General features: G+C 46.2%; 7 protein-coding genes and 2 pseudogenes. 1 reads left to right on the top strand and 8 read right to left on the bottom strand.

Annotated elements, in window-relative coordinates:
- Window positions 1–163 precede the first annotated feature (163 nt).
- Window positions 164–769, top strand: a complete 606-nt coding sequence (locus FTV88_RS06195; RefSeq protein ID WP_153724872.1) for an ATP-binding protein — start codon at window positions 164–166, stop codon at window positions 767–769.
- 88 nt (window positions 770–857) lie between these two features.
- On the opposite strand, the pseudogene FTV88_RS16010 reads toward FTV88_RS06195, so the two are convergent.
- The 8 genes and pseudogenes from FTV88_RS16010 to FTV88_RS06155 form a co-directional block, all read right to left on the bottom strand.
- Window positions 858–1,157: pseudogene (locus tag FTV88_RS16010) on the bottom strand (flagellin); the annotation flags it as partial.
- 2,895 nt (window positions 1,158–4,052) lie between these two features.
- Window positions 4,053–4,454 (bottom strand): annotated as a pseudogene (locus FTV88_RS06185) (flagellin N-terminal helical domain-containing protein); the annotation flags it as partial.
- Between the two features lie 232 nt (window positions 4,455–4,686).
- Entirely contained in the window at window positions 4,687–5,607 is a 921-nt protein-coding gene (locus FTV88_RS06180) for a flagellin N-terminal helical domain-containing protein (RefSeq protein WP_153724871.1), read from the bottom strand.
- 133 nt (window positions 5,608–5,740) lie between these two features.
- A complete protein-coding gene (gene fliS, locus FTV88_RS06175; protein WP_153724870.1) occupies window positions 5,741–6,166 on the bottom strand; it encodes a flagellar export chaperone FliS in 426 nt (141 codons plus the stop codon).
- 15 nt (window positions 6,167–6,181) lie between these two features.
- Window positions 6,182–6,472: an EscU/YscU/HrcU family type III secretion system export apparatus switch protein gene (locus FTV88_RS06170; RefSeq protein WP_153724869.1), complete on the bottom strand. Its 291-nt coding sequence runs from the start codon at window positions 6,470–6,472 to the stop codon at window positions 6,182–6,184.
- Window positions 6,473–7,054: 582 nt separating this feature from the next.
- Window positions 7,055–8,704: a hypothetical protein gene (locus FTV88_RS15555; RefSeq protein WP_153724868.1), complete on the bottom strand. Its 1,650-nt coding sequence runs from the start codon at window positions 8,702–8,704 to the stop codon at window positions 7,055–7,057.
- 195 nt (window positions 8,705–8,899) lie between these two features.
- A complete protein-coding gene (locus FTV88_RS06160; protein ID WP_153724867.1) occupies window positions 8,900–9,196 on the bottom strand; it encodes an EscU/YscU/HrcU family type III secretion system export apparatus switch protein in 297 nt (98 codons plus the stop codon).
- Window positions 9,193–16,143 (bottom strand): coiled-coil domain-containing protein, encoded by a 6,951-nt coding sequence (locus tag FTV88_RS06155; RefSeq protein WP_153724866.1) that lies wholly within the window; start codon window positions 16,141–16,143, stop codon window positions 9,193–9,195. Before FTV88_RS06155 ends, FTV88_RS06160 begins: the two co-directional genes overlap by 4 nt.
- Window positions 16,144–16,205: the final 62 nt, after the last annotated feature.

Genomic DNA, 16,205 nt, shown 5'->3' with positions numbered 1-16,205 from the left:
CTAAAGCTGTTCTTTTTTACTTGCTTTACCTTTCTATACATATTTGGAGCACTAGCTCTAAATATGAAAAAATGAGTATTATTGTCAAAGTAAAAAAGGGAAATAAAACAAGATATCGAAATGTAAACCAAATGACTTGTTGTTTTCTTGGAGGAGGTATAGTATGGGTGACAATTGGACCAAGATTAAGCCGTACGTAAACGAGCATTATGAGTTTTTAGAGATAGCCAGCGATTTTGGCAATCCTTTAGAAGTAGTAAGAGAGGCTATTTCTAATTCTTTTGACGCTAAAGCTACGTATATAAAAATAAGTTTTAGTGTAATGAATATTGATGGATATTATAAGTTGGTAATAGAGTTACAAGACAACGGAGTTGGCATGTCTCATGAGATCCTAGAAAAGAATTTTTGGGCACTGGGAAATTCCGCATCAAAGAACGACTCTTCAAAAATTGGAGAGAAAGGTCACGGAACAAAAATCTACCTTCGTTCAGATACGGTTTATGTCATAACTCATCATGAATCTGGTTCTTATGAATCAATATGTAATCGACCTTTTAATGATCTTAATGCAGGAAAATTACATACTCCAAGGATTAAGCCCTGTAATCCTGCTTCAAAAACAGGGACGTATATTAGGTTAGAAGGTTATAACAATAACGAAAGATCAATGTACCTTCAAAATATCGTAAAAGACTATATTTATTGGTTTACCAAACTAGGATCTTTTGAGACTGAAATTGATGGGAACGACCCCTTTGCTGGTTGAGCGCTTACGAAAAGACTCCCTTTGGAGGATTTTCCAGTACGCACCAAAATAAAGACCGGAGAGATTTCTCTCTCCGGTCTTTTCTTTGCTATTGTAGAAGTTGTAGTACACCTTGAGGAAGTTGGTTGGCTTGGGCGAGCATGGCGGTGGCGGCTTGGTTGATGATGTTGTTTTTGCTGAAGTTGGTCATTTCTAGGGCCATGTCGGCGTCGCGGATGCGGGATTCGGAGGCAGTTAGGTTTTCGTTGAAGGTTTTTAGGTTGGTTACGGTGTATTCTAGGCGGTTTTGGAAGGCGCCGAGTTTGGAGCGTTCTAGAGATACATCTCTGATGGCATTGTCGATAACGGTGATGGCTGCAGCGGCTTTGGTGTGATCGGATACGTCTAGAGCATACTCTGTTTTGGTATTTTCTTTACCAGCTATTCCAGCTGTGACGCCTGCTATTTCTGTAAAGGCAGCGCCTGGAACACCAGGATCACCGCTCGAAGCATCGCTACTGATTTTTAATGCTTTAGAAGTCATTTTGTTTATATCTACAGAGAAACTTTGCCCTTGATTAGCACCTATTTGCATAGAGAGAGATTTATTGACCGTAGTATCTTCAACTTCAAAGGTTGTGCTTTGGCCAGATGTAGTATCCACAAAGTGTGTATCAATGCTTAGTCCGTGATTAGCAAAAGAAACTTTATCACCTTTGTTGAATGTCTCTGCACCAATTTGTTTTTCGACATCATCTGTGCTAAAGAGTTTCATGTTAAATACTTCTTCGCCCTTACCTACAGAGAAGAACAGGTTTCCTGCTTCAGCGAGGTCTGCATAGACATAATTAAATTCAACACCATTGCCTAACTCAATCGACTTAGCATCACTAGCATTATTGCTGTCTAATGTGAATCGGCCAGAATTTTGGACTACACCACCACCAGCTGTTAACACTTGAGCAGAATATTCTTCAGCAGTATTTACTTCAAACTTAATTGAACTTACAGCACCATTTTCTAACGCAAATACGTTATCACGATCTAGTGTTACAAATAGGCCTGTTCCTCCAGTGCCTAATGCAATGTGTTTTAGATCATTTACTGCAGCTGTTCCTGTGAATGTGTAGGCGTCTCCGACTGCTGTTCCTCCTGCGATTGTAGCCCCACCTGCATTTTTGCCATTTGTACCGACTTCGGTTAGAGTGAAGACATTATCTTCAGTACCTACCGCTGCTGTGAATTTTCCATCAAAACCATTAGTGTGGTTTAGTGCCAATAGTAAACTGGTTCTTGTGTCCTGGATATTCCCATCAACAGAAAACTGTCCTTTGGCAGCATCGGCAGTACCATTTACCGCTGTGAATGTTTTGCCGGCTATGGTTATCGTTTGGCCTGCGGAAAAATCATTGGTGATGGTATAGGTGTCTACACCTTCTTTTATCCCTGCTACAGCTAGCTCTGTTGTGGTATGGTTTATTGTACCTGTGCCAGATTCATATAACTTTACACTGTAGTTATCGACAGATGTGACAACAGAGTGAAGGGGCTCATCACCTAAGAATGAGTCACCTTTAATATGAAAAGAGAATTTGCTGGCATCGGCAAATGTTACTGTCTGTAAATCGTTATGATTTTGATTCACTGTCACAACCTGAGCATCGGCGCCGTTTTGTTTTACTTCTACTTGGTATTGTATGGAATTTGTGCCAAATGTAATAGTGTTACCGTGGTAAGTGCTCTTACTCGTATCATTAGTAGGAATCGAATCGCTTAAATACACAGCTTTGTTATTGACGTTGAAACTAATGTCACCTAGTTTAATTGCGGTGGAGCCTGCGTTGTTGGTAAAAGTAGCAGAGGATGATTCAATTTTTTCTACATTTTTTCTTAAGTCGAATCTTAGTTCCACGTTGTTTAAAGTGCTGTATGTTGTTTCAGCTTTATTTGCATCACCTAGATTATTTGTCGTAAAACCAAGTAGACTAATATCATTGCCGGTCGTATTTTCTATTATAACTTCTTTACCAAGTGCTCTGTCATTATTTTGGATTGTTAATCTGCCACCATCAAGACCTACTGTAAAAGTCGCACCATCGTGCGTATCTGCTTCACCTGTAAAAACAGCGTTGATATCGGCTTGTAATGCTGCTTTAACTGCTGCTCTGCCTGCTGCTTCAGAAAGGTTAACCTCACCTAAAGCTTTAACATTTGTTAGTGTTATTACCTTGTCATTGAGTTTAAAGTCTACTAAGCTCTTTAAATCTGTAGTCGGGGAAGTATAGGTAGAAAATTCGGTTCCAGCAAAGCCAAGTGCTGTATTGCCCGCTGCAGCACCTATAACAACATCATTATCAGCTATACCTTCAATTGTTAGCTTCCAATCATTATCAAGACCTACTTTGAACTTATTTGAACCAAAAGTATAATCTAAATCGGATTGCAAAGCATCACGAAGATCTATTCTGTCATTATAGTCAGTTAAATCAACGGTACCTAATGCGTGTACAGCACGACCATCACCTAACGTAAATGTAGTACCATTAATTTTTAAGGTTAAATTTTGTAAGTTTACTGAAGGACCACTCAAAGCGCTTGTAGCTGTTACTTTAGCATTTTCTTCTGCTGGACTGCTCAATTCTTCGGCAGCGGTCATTAGAGCTCCTGCTGAGCCCAACTGTACTACATCAATTGTGTAATCTTCAGTATGCAAGTAAGCAGAATCTTGTGCTATAGAGAGATTAGATATGGCTCCTGAAGTTGCATCTATGATTTGTTCGGCTCCACCAGCACTAGTAATCGCTCCTGAATTTAGTACCACTGAAGTTTGAATACTGTACGTACCTGCCGCTGCTTGTGAGCCATCTACATTGCTGATACCAGCTCTATTAACTTCTGTTGCTGAAACTACAGTTTGTTTGGTTACATCAATATTGTGCTCTTGATCTTTCAATGTGGATGTACTTTGGATAGCAATCGGGGAAGTTCCACCTAAAAGGTTGTTACCATCAACTGGGGCACCGTCAAGTGTTTTTACCGCACCATAAGCAATTTCGACTTTGTAGCTACCTTCTCCCAATACTGTTGCCTGTTGGGTTACAGAAGGGTTTCCAATGTTCCCTTGAATAGATTGTCCGTTGGAAACAAGATTTGTGACTTCACTGGTTACGTCAATTCGATAGTTGCCTGCGTCTAGCTTAGAATTACTATCGATTGTTAAGTTGGACATTCCTGTTCCATATGCAATAGCATCTGGGTCGGCGATGCCTTTGCCACCAGTAATCGCTACGCCACCATTCAGCAAATTCCGCTTGTTAAACTCCGTTGTCTCCGCAATCCGGTTAATTTCAGAAGTAAGCTGATTGATTTCTTCTTGAATCGCCGCTTTATCATCTTCGGTATAAGTATCATTGGCCGCTTGCACAGCGAGCTCCCGCATCCGTTGCAACATACTGTGAATACTATCAAGTGCACCTTCCGCCGTCTGAATCAAAGAAATACTATCTAGCGTACCTTTCTCCGCTGCAGCCAACCCTCGAATCTGCGAACGCATTTTCTCCGAAATAGCCAACCCTGCAGCATCATCCGCAGCGCGGTTGATGCGTAAGCCCGACGATAGTTTTTCTAAATGTTTGGATATAGTCGTTTGATTTTGCGTTAATTGACGATAAGCGTTTAACGCTTGAATATTATGGTTAATACGCATATATGATTCCACTCCTTAAAAGGTTTTGTTAGTTTTTGTTGGGGTTATGAAGTATCATCTATATTTTTTATCGTTGTTTTTCAATATTGAATTAGTGGCTTTGTCTTTAATTTTTAATGAATTGGTTTGTTTTTCTATTTAAATATGCAAAAGAAGAAGCACTAGACTTAACAGTCTAGTGCTTCTTCTTTTGCATGCTTTATTTTTTAATTTTTATCGTATATTTTTTGATTTACTGCAACAATTGTAATACGCCTTGGGGCAATTGGTTGGCTTGGGCGAGCATGGCCGTGGCGGCTTGGGTTATGATGTTGTTTTTGGTTAGGCTGCTCATTTCTAAGGCCATGTCGGCGTCGCGGATGCGGGATTCGGAGGCGGTAATGTTTTCGGTGAAGACTTGTAAGTTCGTTGCGGTGTATTCGAGTCGGTTTTGGATGGCGCCTAGCTTGGATCTTTCTGTTGAGATTTTGTTGATGGCGTTGTCGATTGCAGTGATGGCGTTGGCGGCATTTTCAAAATTTGTAAAGTCTAGGGCTCTTTCGTATTCTACTTCATCACTTAAGACGTTGGTGACGGTTGCCATGCTATTGTAGAAGCTTCCATCGGCATCTCCATCGTTATCGGCAGGGAGAGTAAGACCTAAGGCTCTTGCACGGCTGTCTTCTATGTTAATTCCCATGGCTTGGCCTTCGTTGGCGCCGATTTGTAGTATTAGTATTTCTCCATCTTCTCCCATGGATCCGTCTAAGAGATTGCGCGTGTTGAATTCGGTGGTGTTGCCAATACGGTTGATTTCAGAGAGAAGTTGGTTTACTTCTTCTTGAATGGCTTCACGGTCTATTTCAGCGTAGGTGCCGTTGGCGGCTTGTACGGCCAGTTCGCGCATTCTTTGGAGCATTTGGTGGACCGAGTCGAGGGCGCCTTCGGCTGTTTGGATAAGGGAGATGCCGTCTAGGGTGTTGCGTTCGGCAGCGGCGAGCCCTCGGATCTGGGATCGCATTTTTTCTGATATGGCTAGGCCGGCGGCATCGTCGGAGGCACTGTTGATGCGCAGACCTGAAGATAGTCTTTGAAGGTGCGTTGATATGGCTTGTTGGTTATTCGACAAATTGCGATAGGCGTTCAGTGCTTGTACGTTGTTGTTGATTCTCATCAGTCTGTGTTCTCCCTTCAACTCTGCTGTCTTGCTTGATGCTGTCGGAGCCTCGTTGCGGGACTATGGAACTTAAGGGACTGATGGGACAGGGACGATTGATGGCGTCTGTCTTGGGCGATAGGGGCTTATGTTAATCTTCGTAGAAAAGGTTGCGTTCGTAGGCTGTTGCTTTGGCTCTCATCTGTACGCTTTTGGCGCTGGGACCTTTGTTGATTGTTTCTTCCCAGGCTTGGGCGATGGTTGTGAGGAGGCGGTGTACTTCTTCGATGTCAGCTTTGTTCTTTTTCAGGTTGGCTTGGATTAGTTTTTCGGCCATGTAGTTGTAGATGTCTTCAAGTTGTTCGGCTAAGGGACCGGCTTCGTAGTTAAGGCCGCCGCCGAGTCTGTGCAGGATGTCGTTGCACTTTTGAAGTAGGGTGTTGGCTTCTATGTAGTTTTTTTCGTCGATGGCTTCCATGGCTTTTTCTAGTTTGGTGAGAGCTGATTGGTATAAAAGGCTGGTCAGTTCTTGGGGGGTTTTTTTGAGTAGTTCTGCTTCTGTGAGTTGTTGGGTCACAGTGGGGCACCTCCGTCAATTTTTTTCCATTTCTTTGAGCATCAGCAGGGTCTCGGCGAGGACTTGGTAGAATTGGGGCGGTACTTGGTCTCCGAAGTCCATGTCGAGGAGGTTATCTAGAAGTTGACTGTTTTGTTCTATGGGTATGTTGTTTGCTTTGGCTAGGTTCATGATTTGCTGTGCTATATGGCCTGTGCCTTGGGCGCTCACGGTGGGAGTGTCGTTGCCTTCTTCGTAGCGAAGTAGGACGACACTCGGTCGGGCGAGCTTTTTTTTCTTTTTCCCGTTGAGGTATTGGTAGGTCATATTTTAAAGTCGTACCCCCTGCCTTGGTTGGGTTTGGGTGCTTTGTTCTGTTGTGGTTCTGGTGGTGCTGGCTGGGGTGTCTCTTTTTCTTTATCGGGATTTAGCTTAGAAAACTTTACGCCTATGACGTTGTAGCCGATTGATTCCAGATGTTTTTTGTATTTGGCAACGGTTGGGGTGGCTCGGTTGGTGAAGTTGGGGTTGTCGTTTTTGATGGTGATGGAGAGGTTGCGTTCGGTGCTGTTGATGAGGATGCCTGTCTCGCCGAGGCTTTTGGTTTCTAGGAGGAAGTAGATGTTGCAGTTTTCCCAGTCGATTTTTTGACCTTTTTTGCGGGCGTTGACGTGGATTTTGACGGTTTCTAGCTTTCTCCGACGGTAGGGGGAGGTTGAAGTAGAAGGATTGGAGGTTGGGGTTGGATTCGTGCTTGCTGAGAAGTTGTTGTCCGGTGAGGTTGAGGAGGAGTTGTTCCATGATAGGGTCAGAGACGCACTCGTCGGTTCGGGGGGCGGCGGTGTTGGTGGCGCGGAGGAGTTGGAGGAGGGTGGATTTTTAGGTTTTGCTCTGGTGGGAGGTCGGGGGCTAGGGCTGTTGCGAGTGGTGTTGCCGTTTGTGTTGTTGATGTTGGCGTGGTTGGGGGTGGTGGGGTTTGAGCTTGTGTTGTTGACGTTTGTGGTGTTGATGTGTCTGTTGGGGGGTGGTTAAAGGGGCTGCGGGTGTTGGCGCTGCTGGTTGAGTTGGAGGTGCTGTTGGGATGGCAGGGATGGGGATTCGTTGGGATAGGAGGGGTTGAAGGAAGATAGAGGTTGGGATGGAGTTTGTGGTGGTGGGGTTTGTTGTTGGGTTTTGGGCGTTTTGGCGCAGGTATTGGAGTTGGCTTTGGTTGTAGGTCTGGTTTTGTTTGTTGTTTTGGGGGAGGGCGACGAGTCTTTGGGCAACTTCGCTATCGTGGTTAAGGCCTAGGGCGCGGATGAGTTCGAAGGTTTGTCGTGCTGAGGGTTCGGGGCGGTTGGGGGATGTAGGTGTGGTTGTGTCTGTATGGGGCTGTTGGTGTGGTTGTGGTTGTAGTTGATGTTGGCTTGGGGGTTGTGTATGTAGTTGCGATTGCCCTTGTGGCTGTGACGGAGGCTGTGGTTGGGCTTGGTGTGGTTGTTGTGCTGTTTGCAGTTGGTTTTGTGATTGTTGGTGCATAGGTGGTTGGGGTTGCGTTTCGATGCGAGGCGGTTGGTTTTGTTGGAGAAAAGGGTCTTTGGTGAGCATGTGGTGTACTTTGATTTCGGCGGGGCGAAAGTTCATCTTATCGAGCATTGCTTTGACTTGGTTGAATATTTCTACGGCTTTGGCATTGTTGCCGTTGGCTAGGTGTTGGCGGGCTTCGGCGAGGTCGGTGCTGGCTTTCATGAGTTGTTTTTCCATTTTCATGTCGCTGTAGAGGGTGATGTCGCTTTTTAAGATGGCGCGATCGAGGCGGTCGATGGCTGATTCTAAGGCCTGGCTGACTTGTTGGTGGACGTTGGCTCGGGTCGGTTGGACGACGCGGATGATGTTGTCGAGGTTGCGGTTGATTTCGCGCTTGAGATCGCGGAATTGGTTGGCGGCGTCGTTGAGGCGTGCTGTGATTTCGGAGACGACGATGTCTTTGGTGGGAAGTTTTAAGGCGGCTACGGTTTCGTGGTTGAGTCTGTATTCTTGGTTGGCTGTTTGTTCGATGAGGCTGCCGGTGCGTTGATCTGTCTGGACTGTTTGGGCTGCTTGGGGTGCTTGGGGTGTCTGGTCGCTTCGTGGGATTGTTTCTTGTATTTTGTTGAGGATTTCTGGGTCTGCTGTAGCTGTTGCTGTGAGGTTATGGAGAAGTTGGCCTACGGGTTGACCGTGAAGTGCTTCATGGACGGGGCGAAGGTTGGTTGTGGTAACGTCTAGCTTTTTGTTGGCTAGCGATTGGATGGTGGCCATTTTTTCTTGGATTGTGCCTGGTTCTTTTTCTAGAAAGGCTTTGAGGTCTTGGAGGTTTTCTTTGGTGAGGGGGACGCCTCGTTGAAGGAGCGTTTGGGTGGCTTGTTTCATTTCTTTGGTTGAGAGAAGGGCTTCGTTTTGCGTAGGCGTTGTTGCGGGGCGTTGTTCGCTCGTGGACAGGCCTTCTTTGCTTGTTCCTTTAGGGGTTTCGCTTGGTTTTATATCGAGAGGCTGTTCGCCAAGTTGTTTTTTTTGATTTACATAGCTGTCTATTTTCATGCTGTTTCTGGCCTCCTAGCTGAACTACGAAGGGATTTTTTTACGTGTGTTTGTGAAAAAAGTTTCGTTATTTATATTTATCGAAGAAAGAGGTGAAATACTTTATTCATTGTTATGAAAAAAAGCCCCTTTACCGAATTTTGTTACTTTCGGGAAAGGGGCTTTTTTGGCTTTTTTCTAGGTTTTTGTTGTTTTTTAGACCTTTTTTTCCATTTCTTCTAGCATAAGTAGGATTTCAGCGATGACCAGGTAGAGTTGGGGGGGGATGTTTTCTCCGAGGTCCATGTCGATAAGGTTTTCGACGAGGAGAGCGTCTTCTTGAACGGGGATGTTTTTTTCTTTGGCCATTTCGATGATTTTGGCAGCCAGTTGGCCTTTGCCTTGGGCGATGATTTTGGGTGCTTGGTCTTTGCTGTCATCGTAGCTGATGGCAGCGGCTGATGGGCTGGCGTGGTCTTTTTTCTTTTTTTGGTTAATCCATTTGTAATTCATATTTTGTAGTCGTACCCCCTGACACTGTTCTGGTAGGCTCGCAAAGGCGATGTTGTTGCTTTGGGTTCTTGTTCTTGGGGGGGTGCTTCTTTTTCTTTATCGTCGGTGAGGTGGGTTAGCTTTAGGTTGGCGACGCTATAGCCGATTGCTTCGAGGTGTTCTTTTCTTTTTTCGATGATGGGTTCGGCTTTTTGGACAAAGTCGGGGCTGTCGTTTTTGAGGGTGATGGAGAGGTTGCGGTCGGTGGCGGTGAGGAGGATGCCGGTGTCGCCCATTTTGCCTGTTTCGATGAGGAAGTAGATGTTGCAGTTTTCCCAGTCGATTTTTTGGCCGTTTTTGTGGGAGTTGACGTAGATTTTGACGCTTTCTAGTTTGTCTCCGAGTAAGAGGGGGATGTCGAAGAGCATGGTTTGTAGGTTGCTGTGGCCTTCGAATTTGCTGAGCAGTTGTTGGCCTGTGAGGTTAAGGAGCGCTTGATCCATGGGGCCTTCTTGTCGGCCTGTGGTTCCTTCGCCTCGGGTGAGTTGCATAAGGATGGATTTCATGTTTTGTTGGAGTCTTTCTTGTTCGGACTGGGGGTTGTTAGGGTTGTTGGGATTATGGGGGGTGTTGGATTGGTTGGTGTTTGTGAGGTTGTTGGGGTTGCTGTTGCTATTGGTGGTGGGTGTTGATTTGTTGGATGTGTTGGAGATATTTTGGGCCACTTCGCTGTCGTAGTTTAGTCCGAGGGCGCGAAGGGCTTCGAAGGTGTTGCGAGCTGATGGTTCTGGGCTTTGTAGCATTTTAGCGACGTTTACGAGCTGTTGTGATATTTGATGATATCGCGGTTCGGCAGGTCTGTCTAGTAGGCTTTCTTTGGTAAGGATGTGTTGGATTTTTACTTCGGCGGGGCGGAAGTTCATCTTTTCGAGCATTTTTTTGACGTTGTTGAGGATTTCGACGGCTTTGGCATTATCACCTTTTTCGAGGTGTTTGCGGGCTTCGGCCAGATCTGTACTGGCTTGCATGAGTTGTTTTTCCATTTTCATGTCTGTGAAGAGGGTGATGTCGCTTTTGAGGATGGCTCGATCGAGGAGGTCGATGGCCGATTGGAGCGCTTGTTTTACGTGGGGGTAGATGTTCATGCGGGTCGATTGGGCGAGTTGGGTGATTTTGTCGATGTTGCGGTTGATTTCTCGCTTTGTGTCTCGGAAGTGGATGGCTGCTTCGTTGAGTCGCTGGGTGATTTCGGTGACGACGATGTCTTTGGAGGTGAGCTTGAGGGCGGCTAGGGTTTCTTGGTTGAATTGGTATTCTTGGTTGGCTGTTTCTTGGATGAGGTTGGGGGGCTGGGGTTCGCGAGGTTGGGTGTTTTGTTGGGGTTGGATATTTTGTTGTGATTGTGCTTTTTGTTGGGTTGGGTCTTTAGTTTCTGTTTCTTGTGGGGTTAGGTCTTTGTTGGATTGTTCAATGGCTTGGGTGAGTTTTTCTTGGTTCGAGGTTGGTTGTGTTGGTTGAGGTTGTTGCTGTGGGCGGGGTTCGGGTTGGGGTTGATTTTGGGTTTGGGGGCGTTCTGTTGGTGTTGGTTGCGTGTTGTTGCTGGTTGGAGTGATGCTTTGTGTAGTTTGTGTGGAAGGTTGGATGGGTTGAGCGTTATGCCTGTTTTGTGTGTTTGTGGGAAGGGGTTCTCTGCTTTGGCTTGGTTGTGGTTGTGTGCTTTGGTTTCGTTCTCTGGTGGTTGTGTCTTGACTTTGGCGGGCCAAGTCTTTTTCGGCTTGATCGAGGGCTAGGCTGAGTTTGTAACGGGCTACGACTTCGCGGCCTTGTTGCTGGTATTGGCGGGTTTCGTTAAGGGCTCGCTCGATTTTGTCGGCTGTTGTTTGATCGACTCTGGGGTTGTTGATGACTCGATCTTGTACTTGTTGGATGGCTCGCTCTAGGTTGTTCTCGCGGTGAAGATCATTTTTTACTTGATGTAAGGCTTGTCGGCTCTGGTTGATTTGTTCTTGCGTTTGAGGGAGGGGGGCTCTATTTTGTGTAATTGGTTCTCTTTGTTGGGTGGGTTGGGGCTGTGTCGTTGTTTGGCTTCGTTCTCTGGCGATGGGTTGTTGTTGTGATAATTCTTTGTTGGTTTGGTCGATGGCCTGGGTAAGTACGTAGCGGGCTACGATTTCGCGTCCTTGTTGTTGGTATTGGTGCGCTTCGTTGGTGGCTCGCTCGATTTTGTCGGCTGTTGTTTGATCGACTTTGGGGTTGTTGATGATCTGGTCACGGACTTGTTGTAGGGCTCTGTCTAGGCTTGGTTGTTGTTGGATTGCGTTTCTTGTCTCGGTGAGGATTTGTCGGGATTGGCTGATTTGTTCTCTTGTTTGAGCATGGGGTTCTCTGTTTTGGCTTAGTTGTGTTGGAGTTTCTTGGCGAGCTAGTTCTCTTTCGGCTTGTGTGATGGCTTCTGTGATTCTAGCTTGGGCCTGGTACAGAGCGGTTTCGATTCTTTCGGCGGTTGGTCGATCGACTCTTAGGTTGTTGATGATCTGGTCGCGGACTTGTTGCAGGGTTCTGTCTATGCTTGGTTGTTGTTGGATTGCGTTTCTTGTCTCGGTTAGGATTTGTCGGGATTGGGTGATTTGTTCTCGGGGTGGTTGCGGCTGTGTGGGCTCGGTTCTTTTGGGGGTTGTTTTTTCTTTTTGGAGTAGTTCTTTTTCGGCTCGTTCTATGGATTGGTTGATTCTGTTGCGAGCTTCGTTGATGGCTTGGTCGATTTTGTTGGTAATTTCGTTTGCTCTTGGGTTGTTGGTTGCTTGGTCTTTTATTTGTTGTATGGCTCTGTCCAGGCTTGGTTCTCTTTGTGCTTCTGTTCTTGCTTGGGTTGTTGTTTCGCGGCTTTGGGTGATTTGTTCGCGGCTCTGTGGTTGTTGCTGTGCTTGTTGTGGCTGTGATTGCGGTTGCGTTGCTTGCGTTCTTTCTCTTGCTGTTGTTTCTTGGCGCGTTAGTTCTCTTTCTGCTTGATCGAGGGCTTGCGTGAGTCTTTCTCTTGCTGCTACTTCTCGGCCTTGTTGTTGTAGTTCTCTGCTTTCGTTGCTTGCTTGCTCGATTCTTGTTGCTGTTTCTCGGTCAACTCGTGGGTTGTTGATGACTTGGTCTCTTACTTGTTGCAAGGCTCTGTCTGGGCTTGCTTCTCTTTGTACTTCTGCTCTTGCTTGCGTGATTGCTTCTCGACTTTGGGCGATCTGCTCTCGGGTCTGCTGGGGTTGTTGCTGCGCTTGTTGTGATTGTGTTGTTTCTCTGATTGGTGTTGTTACTTCTCTGTTTTGAGTTGAGGCTTCTTGCGTTGCTGTTTGTTGTGATTGCGGTTGGGCTGCTTCTCTGCTTGGTGTTGCTATTTCTCTGTTCTGAGCAGAGATTTCTCGCGTTGCTGCTTGTTGTGGCTGTGATTGCGGTTGCGATCCTTGAGCTCTTTCTCTCGCTGTTACTTCTTGGCGCGTTAATTCTCTTTCCGCTTGATCGAGTGCTTGCGTGAGTCTTTCTCTTGCTGCTACTTCTCGGCCTTGTTGTTGGAGTTCTCTGCTTTCGTTGCTTGCTTGCTCGATTCTTGTTGCTGTTTCTCGGTCAACTCGCGGGTTGTTGATGACTTGATCTCTTACTTGTTGTAGAGCTCTGTCTAGGCTTGCTTCTCTTTGTACTTCTGCTCTTGCTTGGGTGATGACTTCTCGACTTTGCGCGATCTGCTCTCGGCTCTGTGGTTGTTGCTGTGGTTGTTGTGATTGGGTTGTTTCTCTGATTGGTGTTGCTGCTTCTCTGTTTTGAGTAGAGGCTTCTCGCGTTGCTATTTGCTGTTGCGGTTGGGCGGTTTCTCTGCTTGGTGTTGCTATTTCTCTGTTCTGAGCAGAGATTTCTCGCGTTGCTGTTTGTTGTGGTTGTGATTGCGGTTGCGTTGCTTGCGTTCTTTCTCTTGCTGTTGTTTCTTGGCGCGTTAGTTCTCTTTCTGCTTGATCCAGGGCTTGCGTGAGTCTTTCTCTTGCTGCTACTTCTCGGCCTTGTTGTTGGAGTTCTCTGCTTTCGATGCTTGCTTGCTCGATTCTTGTTGCTGTTTCTCGGTCAACTCGTGGGTTGTTGATGACTTGGTCTCTTACTTGTTGCAAAGCTCTGTCTAGGCTTGCTTCTCTTTGTACTTCTGCTCTTGCTTGCGTGATTGCTTCTCGACTTTGGGCGATCTGATCTCGGCTCTGTGGTTGTTGCTGCGCTTGTTGTGATTGTGTTGTTTCTCTGATTGGTGTTGTTACTTCTCTGTTTTGAGTTGAGGCTTCTTGCGTTGCTGTTTGTTGTTGGGGTTGGGCTGCTTCTCTACTCTGGATAGTTGCTTCTCTTGTTGCTATTTGCTGTGGTTGCGATCCTTGAGCTCTTTCTCTCGCTGTTACTTCTTGGCGCGTTAATTCTCTTTCCGCTTGATCGAGTGCTTGCGTGAGTCTTTCTCTTGCTGCTACTTCTCGGCCTTGTTGTTGGAGTTCTCGGCTTTCGTTGCTTGCTTGCTCGATTCTTGTTGCTGTTTCTCGGTCAACTCGTGGGTTGTTGATGACTTGGTCTCTTACTTGTTGTAGAGCTCTGTCTAGGCTTGCTTCTCTTTGTACTTCTGTTCTTGCTTGCGTGATTGCTTCTCGACTTTGGGCGATCTGCTCTCGGCTCTGTGGTTGTTGCTGCGGTTGTTGTGATTGGGTTGTTTCTCTGCTTGGTGTTGTTACTTCTCTGTTTTGAGTAGAAGCTTCTTGCGTTGCTGTTTGTTGTGGCTGTGATTGCGGTTGCGTTGCTTCTCTGCTTTGTGTTGCTATTTCTCTGTTCTGAGCAGAGATTTCTCGCGTTGCTGCTTGTTGCGGTTGCGGTCCTTGCGCTCTTTCTCTTGCTGTTGTTTCTTGGCGCGTTAGTTCTCTTTCTGCTTGGTCCAGGGCTTGCGTGAGTCTTTCTCTTGCTGCTACTTCTCGGCCTTGTTGTTGGAGTTCTCTGCTTTCATTGCTTGCTTGCTCGATTCTTGTTGCTGTTTCTCGGTCAACTCGTGGGTTGTTGATGATTTGGTCTCTTACTTGTTGCAAGGCTCTGTCTAGGCTTGCTTCTCTTTGTACTTCTGCTCTTGCTTGCGTGATTGCTTCTCTGCTTTGCGCGATCTGCTCTCGGCTCTGCTGGGGTTGTTGCTGCGCTTGTTGTGATTGTGTTGTTTCTCTGCTTTGTGTTGTTACTTCTCTGTTTTGAGTCGAGGCTTCTTGCGTTGCTGTTTGCTGTTGAGGTTGGGCGGTTTCTCTGCTTGGTGTTGGTACTTCTCTGTTTTGAGTTGAGGCTTCTTGCGTTGCTGTTTGCTGTTGAGGTGGGGCGGTTTCTCTGCTTGGTGTTGCTATTTCTCTGTTCTGAGCAGAGATTTCTCGCGTTGCTACTTGCTGTGGCTGCGATCCTTGCGCTCTTTCTCTCGCTGTTGTTTCTTGGCGCGTTAGTTCTCTTTCTGCTTGATCGAGTGCTTGCGTGAGTCTTTCTCTTGCTGCTACTTCTCGGCCTTGTTGTTGGAGTTCTCTGCTTTCATTGCTTGCTTGCTCGATTCTTGTTGCTGTTTCTCGGTCAACTCGTGGGTTGTTGATGATTTGGTCTCTTACTTGTTGCAAAGCTCTGTCTAGGCTTGCTTCTCTTTGTACTTCTGCTCTTGCTTGCGTGATTGCCTCTCTGCTTTGGGCAATCTGCTCTCGGCTCTGTGGTTGTTGCTGCGGTTGTTGGGATTGTGTTGTTTCTCTGCTTTGTGTTGCTGCTTCTCTATTTTGAGTAGTGGCTTCTTGCGTTGCTGTTTGCTGTTGAGGTTGGGCGGTTTCTCTGCTTGGTGTTGCTATTTCTCTGTTCTGAGCAGAGATTTCTCGCGCTGCTGTTTGCTGTGGCTGTGATTGGGGTTGCGTTGCTTGCGTTCTTTCTCTTGCTGTTGTTTCTTGGCGCGTTAGTTCTCTTTCTGCTTGATCGAGTGCTTGCGTGAGTCTTTCTCTTGCTGCTATTTCTCGGCCTTGTTGTTGGAGTTCTCTGCTTTCGTTGCTTGCTTGCTCGATTCTTGTTGCTGTTTCTCGGTCAACTCGTGGGTTGTTGATGATTTGGTCTCTTACTTGTTGCAAAGCTCTGTCTAGGCTTGCTTCTCTTTGTACTTCTGTTCTTGCTTGCGTGATTGCTTCTCGACTTTGGGCGTTCTGCTCTCGGCTCTGCTGCGGTTGTTGTGATTGTGTTGTTTCTCTGCTTGGTGTTGTTACTTCTCTGTTTTGAGCAGAGGCTTCTCGCGTTGCTGCTTGTTGTAACTGTGTTTGTGACTGCTGTACTTGCGCTCTTTCTCGATCAATTCGCTCCGAAGCAAGTTGTTGCAAGCGGTTACTAAATTCCGGATCCACCGCTTGGGCTGTTTCTTGCAAAATAGAACCAAAAGAAGGTCCATGCAAAGCTGCGTGGACAGGTCGCAAATGATTCAGCGTTACTTCAAGGCCTTTATTCGCAATGGTTTGCACTGTTTCCATCCGTTTCTGTAGCGTATCAGGCCCTTTTTCAATGAATACTTTCAGATCCGATAAGTTGTCCTTGGTAAGAGGGATGCCTCGTTCTAAAAGCATTTGGGTTGCTTGTCGCATTTCCGATGAAGCGAAAAGCCCTTGGCTTGCGCTTTGAATATTCGTACTTTGTGTCGAAGCTTGTGAAGTTTGCTGTTGCATCGTTGAATCTGCGACAGCTCGAACGCGCGGAATTTCTCCTTTTTGATCAAGCACTTCTAAGGTAACCCGTTCTTGCGATGGTACCTGGCTATCAAATTGTACTTTGATATTTCTTTGTCCAATTTGTACAAGCGCTTCATGAGATGACAATCTTTCACGAATCGTTCCTTTATAAACATCTCCGGACTTCCACTCTACGGGGATTTCTCCAGATACTTGTCTTTGTCCCTTTTGCTGAAAAATATCTATTCTCATCTTACGAAAACGCCTCCCGAATCTAGCTCACAAGGTGTCAAAATTAGAAAAAAAGCCGCTGC

It is taken from the genome of Heliorestis convoluta (assembly GCF_009649955.1).
GTDB lineage: Bacteria > Bacillota > Desulfitobacteriia > Heliobacteriales > Heliobacteriaceae > Heliorestis > Heliorestis convoluta.
The sequence above is the reverse complement of the archived record's forward strand: the minus strand, read 5'-3'. Positions and strand labels throughout refer to the sequence as shown.

Coding starts and splice junctions, on each gene's coding strand:
- FTV88_RS06195 (WP_153724872.1), top strand. CDS start 164: ATGGGTGACAATTGGACCAAGATTAAGCCGTACGTAAACGAGCATTAT.
- FTV88_RS06180 (WP_153724871.1), bottom strand. CDS start 5,607: ATGAGAATCAACAACAACGTACAAGCACTGAACGCCTATCGCAATTTG.
- FTV88_RS06170 (WP_153724869.1), bottom strand. CDS start 6,472: ATGACCTACCAATACCTCAACGGGAAAAAGAAAAAAAAGCTCGCCCGA.
- FTV88_RS15555 (WP_153724868.1), bottom strand. CDS start 8,704: ATGAAAATAGACAGCTATGTAAATCAAAAAAAACAACTTGGCGAACAG.
- FTV88_RS06160 (WP_153724867.1), bottom strand. CDS start 9,196: ATGAATTACAAATGGATTAACCAAAAAAAGAAAAAAGACCACGCCAGC.
- FTV88_RS06155 (WP_153724866.1), bottom strand. CDS start 16,143: ATGAGAATAGATATTTTTCAGCAAAAGGGACAAAGACAAGTATCTGGA.